We start from the raw sequence: 15,682 nt of genomic DNA on the forward strand, positions 1-15,682 counted from the left end.
CGATGCGCGGCGACCGGTTCAGCGCAGGTGCTCGGCCGCCGCGGCAGCGATGGCATCGGCGACCGCAGCGAGAGTGCTCGAGTGCAGCTTCCACTGCTGCCAGTAGAGCGCGACGTCGATGAAGGCGCCGGGGTCGAACTCCACCAGATCCCCGGCTGCCTCTGCGGCCGCGCTCTGCGCATCCGGCAGCATTCCCCAGCCGAGCCCGAGGCGCACGGCGCTGGCGAATTCCGAGGACGCCGGGATGAAATGCTGCGGCGGATGCAGCGCCACGCGAGTGCGCTGTCGCAGGTAGCGGTCTTGCAGATCATCGGTGCGGTCGTAGATCACGACGGGTGCCAGGGCGAGGTTCGCCACTGTTGGTCCGTCGGGCAGCCAGCTGGCGATGAACTCGGGGCTCGCCATCGGGCGATAGCGCATCCGGCCGAGCGGGCGAACGATGCAGCCCTGCACGGGTTCGGCCACCGAGGTGATCGCGGCCATCACCGTGCCGTCGCGCAGCCGCGACGTCGAGTGATCCTGATCCTCTCGAAACACGTCGAAGCTGACCCGGTGCTCGGCCGGCACCTGTGCGAGGGCGGGCAGCGCCCAGGTCGCCAGCGAGTCTGAATTGATCACGATCGGGATGCTCAGAAACGCGCCGCCCGCATCCGCCGCGGTGTCGCCGGGCGGGTCCAGCGTCGCGAGCGCATCGTTCTCGAGCAGCGCGAATTGGCGGGCGAGTCGCAGCACGACCTCTCCGGAGGCCGTCGGCCTGACCGGCTTCACCCGCTGCAGCAGCACGCGCCCCACGGCGAGTTCGAGCGCCTTGATGCGCTGGCTGATTGCCGATGGGGTGACCCGCAGGGCGGTGGCCGCCGCGTCGAACGTGCCGCTGTCGACCACCGCGACGAGGGCTCTGAGCTGTTCCAGCTGGAGGTCCATGCTCAGAGGCCTTCCGGGTTGAGCGGGTTGAGCGGGTTGAGCGGGTCGATCCGGCCCCGCCGGCCGCCCTTGTCCAGAACGCGATCGAAAATCACCACCACCGACACGTCGAGGGTTCCGTAGCGCCGTTGGAACACACCGGGGGCGACCTGAATCCACGGGTTCTCGCTCATCTCTCGAACGCTACCCCTTCGCAGCTCATTAGAGAAGCTAATGATCCATCAGAAAGATGAGCTGGAACCGCGCTCGTTCGTGACATACCGTGGTCGATTGTGGATGCATTGACTCTCGCTTTTCCTGTGCTCGCGGCCGGGTTCGGCCTCGGCCTGTCGCTGATCGTCGCGATCGGCGCGCAGAACGCGTTCGTCTTGCGCCAGGGTATTCGCCGGGAGCATGTGCTGCCGATCGTGCTGATCTGTGCGCTCTCCGACGCCGTGCTGATTCTGCTCGGCATCTCGGGAATCGGGTTTGTGATTGAACGATTTCCCGTGGCTCTGACCGTGATCAGGTTCGCCGGCGCCGCGTTCTTGATCGGTTACGGTCTGCTCGCGGCACGGCGCGCGTTCACTGCCGGTTCGCTCGAGGTCACGCCCGGCGGCGAACGGCTGTCGCTGCGCACGGCAATCCTGACCGTGCTCGCCCTCACCTGGCTGAATCCGCATGTCTACCTCGACACGGTGCTGCTGCTCGGTTCGATCGCGAACTCGCACGGCGATGACAGGCGGTGGCTCTTCGGCGTCGGCGCGGTGCTGGCGAGTGTCGTCTGGTTCGCCGTGCTCGGGTTCGGGGCCCGCTTGCTCGGGCCGCTGTTCTCCAAGCGGGTGTCCTGGCGCATTCTCGATGCCGCGATCGCCGTGACGATGCTCGCTCTCGGCATCCGTCTCTTGCTCGTGCCCTGACGTGCCGCGATCAGTCGAGGCCTGGAGCTTCCGAACCGCGTCGAACGAGTGTCGGCTACTATGATCGGCGGATGGCTACCCCCGATTTCGTCCGTGACCTTCGGCAGGCAATTGGCGGAGCACCGCTCTGGCTGAGCGGGGTGACGGCGGTCGTGCTGCGCGACGACGAGGTGCTGCTCGTTCGCCGCGCCGACAACGGTGCCTGGACACCGGTCACCGGGATCATCGACCCGGGTGAGGAGCCGGCGGATGCGGCGGTGCGCGAGATCCTCGAGGAAGCCGACGTCGTGGCATCCGTCGAACGCCTGGTGTGGGTGCACGTGCTGGAGCCACTGACCTATGACAACGGCGACCAGGCGCAGTATCTCGATCTCGTGTTCCGATGCCGGTGGGACAGCGGAGTGCCGTTTCCCGCCGACGGTGAGAACACCGAGGCGGCCTGGTTTCGGCTCGATGCGCTCCCCGAGCTGCGCGGAAATCACGCCGAGCGCATCCGACGTGCCGTCGCAGCGGATGTCGCCACCGATGCGCACTTCGAAGGCGGGCGCTCCATTCGAGCGTGAGTCCGCGTGCCGAGTGCGAGGCGGGATCGCGCGGGAGCCACTGTGCGGGCAGCCACTGTGCGGGCAGCGACTGTGCGGGCAGCCACTGTGCGGGCAGCGACCGCACGAGCCAGCCCACTGAGCTGAACCGCCGGCGCTGGATCAGCCCTGGCCGAGAGTCACGCCGCGCTGCGTCATGAACGGCTGCGGGTTCACCCGCACGCCGTCGATGTGCACCTCGAAGTGCAGGTGGCAGCCGGTGGATGCCCCGGTGCTGCCCACACCGGCGATCACCTGTCCGGCCGCCACTGGATCGCCGACCGCCACCAGAGTCTGACCGTCGGCAATATGGCCGTAGCCGGTTTCGATGCCGTCGCCGTTATTGATCAGAACCCAATTGCCGAGGGTGCCGTTCGGGCCGACCGATTCGACAAGTCCCGACGTTGCGGCGCGAATCGGCGACCCGCAGGATGCCGCGATGTCGGTTCCGTAGTGGAACTCGCCAACCCCGGCAATCGGGCGCACCGGGCGGGGGCCGAACCCGTCGGAAATCGTCCCGAGGGCGGGGGAGGCCCACCCTTGGTCGCTGAGCTGGCCGATGTCGGAGGCATCAGGGAGGCTGAAGAGGGAGAACGACGAGGCGGTCGAGCTCGGCGCGTAGGAGGCGATACTGCTGGAGAGCAGCGCGCTCAACCGGGCTTGTGCTCCGGCCAGGGCCGCTTGCGCGGCGGTCAATGCATCTTGGGCTTGCTGCACCGGAATACCGCGGGCCAGGTCGTCGGCCGCCTGCGCCTGGGCGAGCAGGTCGGTGGCGCGCTTCTCGGCGGCCTGCGCGCGCTGGCGCACGATGTCGAGGTTGCCCGACATGTGATTCAGCTGGTCGAGACTGCCGAGCTGGTCGAGCAGATCTTCGTGCGCGTTCCGGCTGGTCATGACGTCGGCCGCCGCAGCGCCCGATTGGCGTTGCGCGAGGCTGCGCACGAGTGCTCCGACCGCCCGCTGGGAGGCCTCGGTGGCTGTCGCTGCGTCGGCGGCGAGGGCGTGAAGTCTCGCCGACATGGCCGACGCCGAGTTGAAGTCGGCGGTGGCAGCGTCAAGAACCTCTTGCGCTTCATCGACGGCAGATTGCGCAGCCGTAACGGCGAGCTGGGCCGAGATAATTGCCGCCGACCGGGCGAGAGTGGCCTGGGCAAGCGCGGCTTGGTTGCGGGCCGTTGTTGCTGCCGCCGCTGCTGCAGCCCCCGCGGCGCGTGTGGAGGCGGCGAGCTGCGCGGCTTCCCGGGCGGCTGCGGCAGCTGCTGCAGCTGCTGCGCTCGCCGCAGCAGGATCGACCGGCGGTGTGCTCGAGCCCGGTGGGGGAGCCGGGGTGCTGGTCGGCGCGGGGGTGGTCACCGGCGTCGTGGTCGGTTTCGGCGTCGGAGCCGTTGGCTTTGGCGTCGGCGTGGAGGTGGGCAGCGGTGTCGATGTCGGTGTTGACGTGGGTGTTGACGTGGGTGTCGGCGTCGCTGTCGGAAGTGGAGTCGACGGAGGCGCGGGCGTGGGTGATGCGGTGACGGGCGGCGTGGTCGCGGGCGGTGTGGCGACAGGTGGTGCCGTGGCAGGCGGTGCGGTTACAGGCGGCGTGGTCGCGGGCGGTGCCGGCGACTGAATCGGAGTCGACGTGCTCGTGGGCGCCGCCGCAGTCGGGGGCGTGGTCTGGGCCGTCACCGGGGCCGGAGCCGGAACGGGTGTCGTGGCCGGCCCCGGGCTCGCCGTGGCCGTTGGCACGGCGGGAGCTGTCGCATCCGCTTGCGCGAGCGCCGGGGATCCAAGCACAACCGCTGCGATCACGACTGCGGTAAGCGAGAGGGAGCCGGCGCGGCGAAAAGCGACGGATGTCCGCCGAATCGCGGTCGGTCGAGTCAGCGTCGGTCGAGTCAGCGTCGGTCGAACAATCTCGGAGGCTCGACGCCGGAATCCGGCGTCAAATCGTCGGATAACTCGAACGATGATCTTCATCGAGGTCCTGTTCCGCAATCCACATTCGGGTGATGGATGGTCAACCCGAGAGGGCCGGCGTTGGCGCCAGTATGCCACGGTCGATCCGCGCCCCACAAGCATCGTGACCGGTGTGATGGGCGGGGAGATGGGCCGGTGCGCTCGGCGCGCAGCGGCACCTAGACTCATCACTATCTGTGATCCCAGACACGGGCGCAGGGGGTGAGGAGTGATGATGGCCGACTCGAAGGTTCCGGCGGCCGACAACGCGCTGCGCATCCTCTCGCATCTCGCGGCCCAGCGCGGCCCGGTGCCGGCTTCTGCCATTGCCACGGCGCTCGATCTGCCTCGCTCGAGCGTCTATCACCTGCTCACGGTGCTGACCGAGCGCGGCTTCGCCCTGCATCTGCCGGAGGAGAAACGCTACGGTCTCGGCGTCGCGGCCTTCGAACTCAGCACCGGATTCTCGCGTCAGGAGCCGCTCAGTCGGGTCGGCCAGCCGCTCCTGGCCAGTCTCGTCGACCGTCTCGGAGAGTCGGGCCACCTCGCGGTACTGCACGGGCGTGACGTGCTTTACATTGCCGAGGAGCGGGCCCCGCGTCGGCCGCGGCTGGTGACGGATGTCGGCATCCGGCTCCCCGGACACCTCACGGCGAGCGGGCGCGCGCTCTTGGCGACGCTGCCGGCGGCGCAGCTGCGTGCCCTCTACCCGGATTCCTCAGCCTTCGTCGATCGCACCGGAGCCGTGCCGCACAGCTATTCCGAGCTGAAACGCATCCTCAACCAGGTGCGGGAGGACGGCTATGCCACGGAAGACGGCGAGGTGACGCCCGACTTCGCGTCGGTCGCCGTCTCGGTGCGCGACCATGTCGGCTGGCCGGCCGCCGGAATTGCGATCACCTTTCCGCGCGGCAATGTGCCGCGTGAGAAGTGGCCGCAGCTCGCGGCGCAGATCGCAGAGGTGGCGGCGGAACTCTCGCGGCGCATCCGTGGTCGCGTCGTCTAATCCGTACCGGCCTCGGTGGTCGAACCCGTCGGCGTCTGTTTCGGTGGCTAACTCCTGTAATCGGTCCGGCCGAGCGGCATCCGCTGCACTGCTTCGCGGGGGAAGAAGGCCGACGTGAGCGGACTACCGGAGTTAGCCCCACGTCGCATGGCTGAGTTCAGCCACCCGCGGTTTAGCGCAGGGTTCCGACCGCGCCCGCCGCCGCATCCCGCACCGCACCCGACTGCACGAGACCCACGATCGCCTCGATCTCCGGCGACAGAAAACGGTCGTGACCCGGCCCCTCGGCCACGGTGCGCACGAGATCCCGCACGGCTCCGGTAGCCGGGCCGGGCACGAGCGGCGCACGCAGATCGAGTGAGCGAGCAGCGGTCATGACTTCAATGGCGAGCACGCGGCCGAGGCCGTCGATCGACTTGCGCAGCTTGCGTGCACCGGCCCAGCCCATCGAAACGTGGTCTTCCTGCATCGCCGACGAGGGGATCGAATCGACGGATGCCGGCACGGCCAGGCGCTTCAGCTCCGACACGATGCCGGCGGCCGTGTACTGCGCGATCATCAGGCCCGAGTCGACGCCGACTTCGTGCGCGAGAAATGGCGGCAGCCCCTTGTTGCGGGAGACATCGAGGTGGCGGTCGGTGCGGCGCTCGCTCATGCTCGCGACATCCGCCGCGGCGATAGCGAGAAAGTCGAGCACGTAGGCGACCGGAGCGCCGTGGAAGTTGCCGTTGGATTCGACCCGGCCGTCAAGCGTGACGACGGGGTTGTCGACGGCGCTCGAGAGCTCGCGGCCGGCGATCAGGGCCGCGTGGCCGGCGGTGTCGCGGGCGGCGCCGTGCACCTGGGGGGAGCAGCGCAACGAGTAGGCGTCTTGCACGGTGGTATCCCAGGGGCCGGCATGGCTGGCGACCATCGGGGAGTCGCCGAGCAGTGCGCGCAGGTTCGCGGCACTCTCACCCTGACCGAGTTGCGGGCGAAGCGCCTGCAGGTCGGCGGCGAACACGGCGTCGGTGCCGAGCAGCGCCTCGATGCTCATCGCTGCGGCCACGTCGGCGGTCGCGAGCAGCATGGCGAGGTCGTCGAGGGCGAGCACGAGCATCCCGAGCATGCCGTCGGTGCCGTTGATGAGCGCGAGGCCCTCCTTCTCGGCGAGCACGACGGGGGTGATGCCGGCTGCGGCGAGGGCCTGGCCGGCCTGCATGAACGTGCCATCGGCATCCCGTACCTCGCCCTCACCCATCACCGCGAGCGCACAGTGCGCCAGCGGGGCGAGGTCTCCCGAGCAGCCGAGCGAACCGTATTCGCGCACGACGGGCGTGATTCCGGCGTTGAGCACGGCGGCGTAGGTCTCGGCGGTGGCCGGGCGCACGCCGGTGCGACCGGTCATCAGCGTCGACAGGCGCAGCAGCATGAGCGCACGCACGACCTCGCGCTCGACCTCCGGGCCGCTGCCGGCGGCGTGCGAGCGCACGAGGCTGGCCTGCAGCTGGGCACGGCGGTCGGTGGTGATGAAGGTGGTGGCGAGGGCGCCGAAGCCCGTGGAGATTCCGTAGTGCGGGTCAACGTCACTGGCCAGATCGTCGATGATGCGCCGGGTGGTGGCGACGCCGGCGAGAGCCGTGGCGTCAAGCGTCAGAGGAGCATTGTGGCGGGCGACGGCCACGACGTCGGCGAAGCTGACGGGGCCGGTGCCCACGGTGACGGATGCTGCAGAGAAAGTCATACTCTGATTCGACACTACGTCGGGGGCTCAGGCAATCACTCCGCACCGTGTGCTGTCTGCGATCCCAGACGCACGGGTTCGCACCCCGTGCGGAGTGTCTCGAAAACCGCAAGATCTGACCACGTGCCCTCGAAAACCTCACCGATCGTGGGGCATCCGCTGCCGCTTGCGGTTTCTGCCCACGCCGCCCACGCCGCCCACGCCCGCCCACGCCACTCAAACAGCGTGAAACACCCGCGGCCGCCCGCCCGCTATCGGCCGAGCGTGCTGTGCAGAAAAGCCGCGACCGCCGCGCGCATCGTCTCGTCGAGCAGGCCGATCGAATGGGCGGCGCCCGGCACCTCGACCAGCGTGTGCGGGATGCCGACCTTCTCGAGCCGCGCGGCGTACTCAGTCGCCTGCGTCAACGGCATGAACTCATCGGCCGCGGTGCCGATGAACACGGGTGGATCGTCGGCATCCACCGCGCTCGTCGCAGAGGCGGATCGTGCCGGCTCGCACTCGGCGAGTGTGCTGCAGCCGAGGTAGCGCAGAGTGATGCGCCGCAGATCTCCGGTCAACGCCGGGGTAGAGCCCGGGGCCGTCGGAGGCGTCACCAGCCCCGCCGCGGGGCCGTCCGCTGTGCCCTCCGCCGCGTTTGCCGTCGTCCACACGTCCCGCCGCGTCGCTTCCCCGTTCGCCACTGCCGTCTCGCGCAGGTCGAAGGGTGCTGACAAGACGGCGACGGATGCGACGCGGGAGCCGGTGGTCCAGCTCCCGGATCCGCGTGCCCCGAGCAGTGCGGCGAGGTTGCCGCCGGCCGAGCCGCCGAAGACACCGATTCGGTCGGGGTCGACGCCGTGGGCCGTGGCATTCGCCGGTTCCCTGATCCACTCGACCGCACGCGACACATCGTCGATCGCGGCCGGGAACAGAGCGTCAGGCGCCAATCGATAGTTCACCGAGTAGGCGACGAAGCCGGCGGAGGCGAGCCACAGGCAGACACCCCGCCAGTCGCTGCTCGCCTTATCCCCGCGGGCCCAGCTGCCGCCGTGGATCGAGAGCACCCCCGGCCGAGTCGGCGGCGTCGCGAGCGAGACATCCGCGCGGGGTGATTCTGCCCCAGCCGCGGTGTCATCAGTCCCGGCAGCACCGGGCGAAGCGCTATCGCCGACGCGAGCGCTATCGCCAGCCGCGGCATCATCGCCGGCGACGGTGGCGTCCTGAGTCGCGGCATCCTCGTCTGCCGAGGTGTCAGCATCCGCCGGCGAGCACACGTCGAGGGTCAGCATGGTTCCGTCAGCGAGGATGTCGTAGACGACATCGGCGGTCACGGTGATTCCGGGCGGAGCTGTGAACGTGCGGATGCCGATGATCTCGCTCGTCGTCACCTCGCTGCCGGTCGCTGTCGGGTCTGACTGCACCACGGGGTGAGGCGGGACATGAAAGCCGGTGAGTACCCCGGTGCCAACGGTCACGAGCAGCGCAGCGCCGACGCTCGCCAGAATGCGGATGCGGCGGGTGCCGAATCCGAGACGAGGGCGAGCTGATCTCACACATGCTCCGAGCTTTGCTTCAGTGCGGGCTGACTCGAGACTAGGGGCACGCTGCATCGAGCAACGAATCGGCGGTCATTCGCAGCAATAGCTGCTGGCGTCGGGGCTCATTCGCCGCGGTTTGCCGCCGCCTGCCGCCGACATCCGGCACCGGTGTTCGGCCGCCAGCCGTGGACATCCGTCGCAATGGCTGTCGCAGAAACCGCAGGCGGCACCGGATGCCGCACACTCTGTGCGGTGGCTCGAGACAGTTGCACAATCCAAGCGGTTTCTGCCGCACTTCGTGCCGTGCCGTGGAGGTCAGACCCGTGCTTGTGCGCTCAGAGCGGCTTGGCGAAGCAGAGGCTCTGAGTGGCGCCGACGTACTCCCCGAAGAGCGGAATCTCGTGAAAACCGCGCTTGCGGTAGAGACGCAGTGCTGCGCTGTGCAGCGGTCCTGTTTCGAGCACGAGTTCGACGGCGCCCGCGTCGCGTGCATCGGTTTCGATTCGGTCGAGAAGCTCCGCTGCGACACCCTGGCCGCGCCCGTCGGGATGAACGAAGAGACTCTTCAGCTCGGCGATGACGGTGGCTGCGCCGTGGGCGGCACCGTCGGCTGCGCCGTGGGCTGCGCCGGTGGCCGTCTCGTCAGCCGAAGTCGACAGCACGAGAGCGGCCATGCCGAGCGCGCGGGCGGAGTCGTCCCTGGCCAGATAGACCGAGACGTCTGACCGGTCCAGCTTCTCAACCCCCAGCAGAAAGTTCGTCTCCGGCGGATAGAGAGCCTGAGCAAAGTCGGCGCTCAACTCGACCAGAGTCTCGACCTCGGATTGACGAGGCGACTCGATGGTGATGGTCAGGTTCATACGCCCAGACTAGGCGGCACAGATTTCGTGGAGGTTTCGCAGTGCGACGATGCCCGGGCGGTGATGCGCAAGGATGGCGGGTATGGTCGACCAGTCAGCAGCCCTGCCCACCGTCTCGCTGTGGTGCGGTGCGTACACCAGCCCGCACGGAACCGGGCTGGGAATCTCGGCTCTGGGCACCGGCCTCAACGCAGCCGGCCTCAACGCAGCCGGCCTCGGCACGGTACACGTCGAGGTGGCGGCGGCGGCCGACTCTCCCTCCTTTCTCGTCGAGCATCCGACGCTTCCCCTTCTCTATGCCGTTGCCGAGTTTGACGGCATGGTGCAGGCATTTCGTCGAGCGGAAGAGACCGCGCTCGAACCTCTCGGTGCACCGTGGCCGGCCGGCCCCGCAGCGTGCCACGTCTTCGTCGATCCGGACGGCCGGTTTCTCGTCGTCACCTGTTGGGGTGACGGGGCCGTGTTGTTCTACGGCCTCGACGCTGCCGGGCAGATCGTCTCGCGACAGAGCGCCGCGCCGGCCACCGATCCGTATCCGGGGGATGCCCGGCAGTCGCGGGCGCACGCCACCGCCCTGCTCCCCGACGGCCGCATTCTCACCACCGACCTCGGCTACGACCTTCTGCGTGTCTGGCGGGTTGACGCCGGCACCAGCACAGACGCCGGCACCGGCACAGACGCCGGCACCGGCCTACGTCTCGACCAGGAGCTGCCCGTGGGCGCCGGCACCGGTCCGCGTCACCTCGCCGTTCACCCGAGTGGTCACGTCTACGTCGTCACCGAATACTCGATCGAAGCAGTCGTGATCGGCCAGGACGCCGGCGAGCGCTTTGAGGTGATCGACCGCATCCCGGCCACCGACACGGGCGCCCAACCCGGCGATGCCGCGGCCGAGATCTCGCTCAACGAGACGGGTACTCGGGTCTACGTCACGGTGCGCGGCTCGAACCGGCTGGCGACTTTCGCCGTTCAGGATGCCGGCGCGCGGCTCGAACTCATCGGCGATGTCGACTGCGGCGGAAACTGGCCGCGGCACCATCTCCAGCGCGGAGACTGGCTTTTCGTCGCGAATCAGCTCTCAAACGAGGTGACCACCTTCGCCCTCGATCCCAGTACCGGGCTGCCCACAACGCCTCTGGGCAGCATCCCGGTCGGCTCGCCGACCTGCCTGATCGCTCGCAGCGTGCGGTAGCCGATAGCTCGACAGCCGGTGCCGACAGGATGCGCCGGGCGGATGTTGCCAGTGACTTTTCAGCTTCTATCCGGTAACGTAGACAAGTCGGCTCTTGACACCGCGCGGTTTTTGTTTGCGTGGATGGGTTTGTAAGTCAGGTGGGCCGGTTCCCCAGTAATCCGCTGGTGGAAAATCACTGTATGTGAACGGTCCCGGCCACTGACTGCCCGGGTTCTCAGGTTGCGTCGCAGAAGCGGCGCCGTTTGCCATGTACTCAACACAACCCAGAAATACCTCTATGCCTCAGAGCAAGAAACCTGCCGTCGGTCGCGCGGCCAAGAATTTCGATCCTAACCGCTCCGGTGGTGCACGGGGCGGCGCCCCCAAGACGGGCAGCAAGAGCCCGAGCCACCGCGGTTTCCGCGCTGACGAAGGCGCACCCAAGAAGCAGCGTTGGAACGCCGACGAGCGCGCAACGCGTTCGGCATCCCGCCCCGCCGGCGACCGTCCGGCCTACGGCAACGAGCGTCCCGCTTCCGGTGCACGCACCGAGCGTCCCGCCTACAACGACCGTGCCCCGCGCAACGACCGTCCGGCGTACAACAACGACCGTCCGTCGTACGGTGACCGTCCGGCCCGTGGCGAGCGTCCTGCCTACAACAACGACCGCGGCGACCGTGCTCCGCGCACCGACCGTCCCGCCTACAACAACGACCGTCCGTCCTACGGCGACCGTGCTCCGCGCACCGATCGTCCGGCGTACAACAACGACCGTCCGGCTCGTGGCGAGCGTCCCGCGTACAACAACGACCGCGGTGACCGTGCTCCGCGCACCGACCGTCCGGCCTACAACAACGACCGCCCGTCGTATGGTGACCGTCCGGCTCGTACCGAGCGTCCTGCATACAACAACGACCGCGGTGACCGTGCTCCGCGCACCGATCGTCCGGCGTACAACAACGACCGTCCGTCGTACGGCGACCGTCCGGCCCGTGGCGAGCGTCCTGCATACAACAACGACCGCGGTGACCGTGCTCCGCGCACCGATCGTCCGGCCTACAACAACGACCGTCCGTCGTACGGCGACCGTCCGGCTCGTACCGAGCGTCCCGCATACAACAACGACCGCGGCGACCGTGCTCCGCGCACCGATCGTCCGGCGTACAACAGCGACCGTCCGGCCCGTACCGAGCGTCCGTCCTACGGCGACCGCCCGGCCCGCACCGAGCGTCCTGCATACAACAACGACCGCGGCGATCGTGCCCCGCGCACCGATCGTCCGGCGTACAACAGCGACCGTCCGGCCCGCACCGAGCGTCCGTCTTACGGCGACCGTCCGGCTCGTACCGACCGCCCGTCCTACGGCAGCGACCGCGGCGACCGCGCCCCCCGCCGCGAGTTCAACAATGACCGTCCGGGCATGAGCAGCAGCAGCAACAGCAAGTTCTACCCGAGCCGCGACGACAAGCCGCGCTTCACCGCCGAGGAAGACGTGGTTCTTGAGCGTCTCGAGGCCCAGGCCACCACGGCATCCGATGTCGTCGGCGTCAGCTTCGCCGACCTCGGACTCGGTGGCAACATCGTGCGCGAGCTCGGACTGCTCGGTGCGGCCAGCCCGTTCCCGATCCAGGCTGCAACCATCCCCGACGTGCTCGCCGGCCGCGACGTGCTCGGCCGTGGCCGCACCGGCTCCGGCAAGACCATCGCCTTCGGTGCTCCCCTCGTGGAGAAGCTGATGGAGAACGAGGGAAGCAAGAACCGCCAGCAGGGCCGCAAGCCCCGCGCGCTGATCCTCGCCCCGACCCGCGAACTCGCGCTGCAGATCGACCGCACCGTGCAGCCCATCGCACGAAGCGTCGGCCTCTTCACCACGCAGGTCTACGGCGGAGTTCCGCAGTACCGTCAGGTCAGCGCCCTGCAGCGCGGCGTCGACATCATCATCGGCACCCCCGGCCGCATCGAAGACCTCATCGACCAGGGCAAGCTCGACCTCAGCCAGGTCAGCATCACCGTGCTCGACGAGGCCGACCACATGTGCGACCTGGGCTTCCTGGAGCCGGTGCAGCGCATCCTCAACCAGACCAAGAAGGGCGGCCAGAAGCTTCTCTTCTCGGCCACGCTCGACAAGGGTGTTGCCACCCTGGTCAAGCAGTTCCTGACCAACCCGTCAGTGCACGAGGTCGCCGGTGAAGACCAGGCCTCCTCGACCATCGACCACAAGGTTCTGGTTGTCGAGCACCGCGACAAGAGCGCCATCATCGAGCAGCTCTCCAACCGCGATGGCAAGACGCTGATCTTCAGCCGCACCCGTGCCTACGCAGAGCAGCTCGCTGACCAGCTTGAGAACGCGGGCATCAAGGCCACCAGCTTGCACGGTGACCTGAACCAAGCGCGTCGTACCCGCAACCTCGCGTTGCTGACCAGCGGTCGCGTGAACGTGCTTGTGGCAACGGATGTCGCAGCCCGCGGCATCCACGTTGACGACATCGACCTGGTGATCCAGGCCGACGCACCCGACGAGTACAAGACCTACCTGCACCGCGCTGGCCGCACCGGCCGTGCGGGCAAGACCGGTACCGTTGTCACGCTCATCCCGAAGCAGCGTCAGCGTCGCATGGACGAGCTTCTCGGCCGCGCCGAGATCGACGCCAGCTACGCCAGCGCCGTTCCGGACGATGCGTCAGTCCGGGCTCTCGCGAACCTCTAGGTTCTGAGTCGAAAAGGGGCACCCACTGTCACGGTGGGTGCCCCTTTTTCATGCTCGCAACTAGAGAAAACCGAGACCAGGCACCCAAATTGGGGGACTCGAATCTGCGCGACGCGCCGAGGGGTTGCTTTCGCAAATGGGTCGCTCACCCCTACGCTCGTCATGTTGCCAGTGTGTCCTTAGCGACGCGCACCGTGCTTTGCTGCAATTCGGGTTTGCAGTCGAGAACGTGCGACACGTAGTCTGCGGGGCGTCCATTGGGCGCCCCGCAGTCTGCGTCTCTCGGGCTGTGCCGGCGAAATCTCGGGCGGTCTTGCCGACTTGCTGACGTCGTCAGGTCGCTGAGCGTGACCAGCGCGAGAATGGAATCGTGAACCCTCAACCGCGTCTCAGTCTCGCCCTGCCGGTGCGTCAGCCGCTCGACGCACCGGGCCTCTTTCGGTTTCTGGCGGTGCGCGCGATCAGCGGTGTTGAGGCCGCCGACGTGTCCGACGGTGGCCTGCTTCGGTACGCGCGCACGCTTATCCTCCCTCACGGACCGGGCGCCGTCGAGGTGGTCGCAACGCGCACGATCGGTGCGGAGTGGCGATTGCAGCTGCACCTCGAACTCGCATCCCTGGCCGATGGCGCTACCGCCGTGGCCCGCGTGCGACGGATGCTGGACGTGGATGCTGACCCGGTCGCGATCGATGCCGCACTCATGTCGGATCCGGCCCTGGCCCCGCTCGTCGCCAGCACCCGCGGAATACGGGTGCCTGGTGCGGTGGATCCGCACGAGCTCGTCATTCGCGCGATCGTTGGACAACAGATATCCGTGGCCGCAGCCCGCACCCACCTGACTCGCCTCGCGGCGACGCTGGGTACGCAGTATGTCTCATCCTTCGCTGGCTTGGACCGACTGTTTCCCACACCCGAACAGATCGCGGCCGGAGTGCCAGAACCGGTGCGTGGCGAACCACTCGATCCAGATCGCCTGCTCAAGCTTCCCGGCCAATCCATCCGGACTGTCGTCACTACCGCGCGCGCTCTCGCCGATAGCGAGCTCTGCGTCGACGTCGGTGACGATCCCGAGTCGCTCCGTGCACAGCTCGTGGCCCGATCGGGGATCGGACCCTGGACCGCCGCCTACGTTTCGATGCGTGTACTCGGGGACCCGGATGCCTGGTTGGCCGGAGATGTCGCCCTGATCGCCGGGGCGATCGCCAGAGGTGTGCTCGCCCCCGACCTCTCCAAGCCAGCCGCTCACCGCGCCTTGGCTGAGCACGCCGCCCGGTGGGCTCCGTGGCGCTCCTATGCGGCGATGCACCTGTGGCAGGCGGCCGCAGGTGCTTCCTCTATCGGCAGGAAGATCTGAAGAACGCCAGGCATTCCCTCCACGAGTGCGCGCTAGGCGGTGGGGGATCAGCAGCTCGCTACGGGCGGTAGTCCTTCTTCTCTTCATAGAGCGAACGCGCAGAAGGGTCAGCGTCTCGACCGCCATTGGCCGCGCCGCCAAGTTGAGTGATCACTGAGGCGAACCACTGGAAAGCCCGACCCACACGAACGAGAATTCTCTTGAACATCGATTGGCCTCTTCTCTGAACAAACCATACGCGCGACAAACCATACGCGCCGGCCAGGTGGCGAGTCACCAGAATTCAGCGCGGGGCACATCGTCGAACGTCATGCGCGACGGCACAAAAAAACCTGCCGCCGCGATCAGTCCGCGGCGGCAGGTTTCAGTTACTTCGACGAGCGTTATGCAGTTTCAGTGAGCGCAGGCTCGGTGAACGCAGTGTTGAGCACGTCGTCCAACGCAATCACGGTGTCTTCAGAGGAGGTGCCGAGCGCCAGTGCCAGCTCCGATTCGAGCAGCTGTCGCGACTTGGCGAGCATCCGCTTCTCACCGGCGGAAACGCCGCCGTCCTGTTCGCGGCGCCACAGGTCGCGAACAACCTCGGCGACGCGGGTGACGCTGTCGCTGGCCATCTTCTCCTGGTTCGCCTTGAAGCGGCGGCTCCAGTTCGTGGCTTCTTCGGTGAACGGATCGCGCAGCACCTTGTAGACCTCTTCAAGCCCGGCGGCGTCGATGACGTCACGCACGCCGACAAGCTCAGCGTTCGCGATCGGAAGCTGGATGACGAGCTGCGACGAGTGCACCCTCAAAGTCATCGCCGGCTGGGCGACGCCTTTCAGCGTGATCGTGGAGAGTTCAGTGATGGTGACCGCACCGTGGTGCGGGTAGACGAGGGTTTCCCCAACGATGAACTTCAAACTTCCTCGATTCAGAATGCGGTGCGCGCGGCTACAGGGCGGCACCGACAGGTCGAACAGCTGCCCCGAAAGCGGGGGATGTGTCGTGGAGGCACCC

The 15,682-nt window shown here is 67.8% G+C and carries 14 protein-coding genes; 7 read left to right on the top strand and 7 right to left on the bottom strand.

Going from position 1 to position 15,682, the window contains the following annotated elements:
- Positions 1–18 precede the first annotated feature (18 nt).
- Positions 19–924 (bottom strand): LysR family transcriptional regulator ArgP, encoded by a 906-nt coding sequence (locus tag ABD791_RS15425; RefSeq protein ID WP_345068331.1) that lies wholly within the window; start codon positions 922–924, stop codon positions 19–21.
- 2 nt (positions 925–926) lie between these two features.
- Positions 927–1,097: a hypothetical protein gene (locus ABD791_RS15430; RefSeq protein WP_345068333.1), complete on the bottom strand. Its 171-nt coding sequence runs from the start codon at positions 1,095–1,097 to the stop codon at positions 927–929.
- 108 nt (positions 1,098–1,205) lie between these two features.
- Here ABD791_RS15430 and ABD791_RS15435 point away from each other — a divergent pair, with 108 nt between their 5' ends.
- Together ABD791_RS15435 and ABD791_RS15440 are read left to right on the top strand one after the other, a co-directional pair.
- Complete coding sequence (locus ABD791_RS15435; RefSeq protein ID WP_425562263.1) at positions 1,206–1,823, top strand: LysE/ArgO family amino acid transporter; 618 nt, start codon at positions 1,206–1,208, stop codon at positions 1,821–1,823.
- A 71-nt stretch (positions 1,824–1,894) separates the two neighbouring features.
- Positions 1,895–2,386, top strand: a complete 492-nt coding sequence (locus ABD791_RS15440) for an NUDIX hydrolase (protein ID WP_345068336.1) — start codon at positions 1,895–1,897, stop codon at positions 2,384–2,386.
- A 141-nt stretch (positions 2,387–2,527) separates the two neighbouring features.
- Here the strand turns inward: ABD791_RS15440 and ABD791_RS15445 are convergent, their stop codons facing one another.
- A complete protein-coding gene (locus tag ABD791_RS15445) occupies positions 2,528–3,757 on the bottom strand; it encodes a M23 family metallopeptidase (RefSeq protein ID WP_345068338.1) in 1,230 nt (409 codons plus the stop codon).
- On the opposite strand from ABD791_RS15445, the gene ABD791_RS15450 reads away from it, so the two are divergent.
- Positions 3,732–4,013 (top strand): hypothetical protein, encoded by a 282-nt coding sequence (locus ABD791_RS15450; RefSeq protein WP_345068340.1) that lies wholly within the window; start codon positions 3,732–3,734, stop codon positions 4,011–4,013. The two genes, ABD791_RS15445 and ABD791_RS15450, sit on opposite strands and share 26 nt — an antisense overlap.
- Before the next feature lie 564 nt (positions 4,014–4,577).
- On the top strand, positions 4,578–5,348 hold the full coding sequence (locus ABD791_RS15455) for an IclR family transcriptional regulator (protein ID WP_345068342.1): 771 nt from the start codon (positions 4,578–4,580) through the stop codon (positions 5,346–5,348).
- A 172-nt stretch (positions 5,349–5,520) separates the two neighbouring features.
- On the opposite strand, the gene hutH is transcribed toward ABD791_RS15455, so the two are convergent.
- The 3 genes from hutH to ABD791_RS15470 form a co-directional block, all read right to left on the bottom strand.
- Positions 5,521–7,071, bottom strand: coding sequence for a histidine ammonia-lyase (gene hutH / locus ABD791_RS15460; RefSeq protein WP_345068343.1), 1,551 nt, complete (start codon positions 7,069–7,071; stop codon positions 5,521–5,523).
- Between the two features lie 251 nt (positions 7,072–7,322).
- Positions 7,323–8,606: an alpha/beta hydrolase gene (locus ABD791_RS15465; protein WP_345068345.1), complete on the bottom strand. Its 1,284-nt coding sequence runs from the start codon at positions 8,604–8,606 to the stop codon at positions 7,323–7,325.
- A 320-nt stretch (positions 8,607–8,926) separates the two neighbouring features.
- Positions 8,927–9,451 (bottom strand): GNAT family N-acetyltransferase, encoded by a 525-nt coding sequence (locus ABD791_RS15470; RefSeq protein ID WP_345068347.1) that lies wholly within the window; start codon positions 9,449–9,451, stop codon positions 8,927–8,929.
- Positions 9,452–9,533: 82 nt separating this feature from the next.
- Here ABD791_RS15470 and ABD791_RS15475 point away from each other — a divergent pair, with 82 nt between their 5' ends.
- From ABD791_RS15475 to ABD791_RS15485, 3 genes are all read left to right on the top strand, one after another.
- Complete coding sequence (locus tag ABD791_RS15475) at positions 9,534–10,643, top strand: lactonase family protein (protein WP_345068349.1); 1,110 nt, start codon at positions 9,534–9,536, stop codon at positions 10,641–10,643.
- Between the two features lie 280 nt (positions 10,644–10,923).
- Positions 10,924–13,332: a DEAD/DEAH box helicase gene (locus tag ABD791_RS15480; RefSeq protein WP_345068351.1), complete on the top strand. Its 2,409-nt coding sequence runs from the start codon at positions 10,924–10,926 to the stop codon at positions 13,330–13,332.
- A 370-nt stretch (positions 13,333–13,702) separates the two neighbouring features.
- A complete protein-coding gene (locus ABD791_RS15485; RefSeq protein WP_345068353.1) occupies positions 13,703–14,686 on the top strand; it encodes a DNA-3-methyladenine glycosylase family protein in 984 nt (327 codons plus the stop codon).
- Positions 14,687–15,069: 383 nt separating this feature from the next.
- Here ABD791_RS15485 and ABD791_RS15490 read toward each other — a convergent pair whose 3' ends face one another.
- Positions 15,070–15,585 carry a CarD family transcriptional regulator gene (locus tag ABD791_RS15490; protein WP_345068354.1) on the bottom strand — a complete coding sequence of 172 codons (516 nt, stop codon included), beginning with the start codon at positions 15,583–15,585 and terminating at the stop codon, positions 15,070–15,072.
- Positions 15,586–15,682 lie beyond the last annotated feature (97 nt).

It is taken from the genome of Glaciibacter kafniensis (assembly GCF_039538945.1).
GTDB lineage: Bacteria > Actinomycetota > Actinomycetes > Actinomycetales > Microbacteriaceae > Cryobacterium > Cryobacterium kafniensis.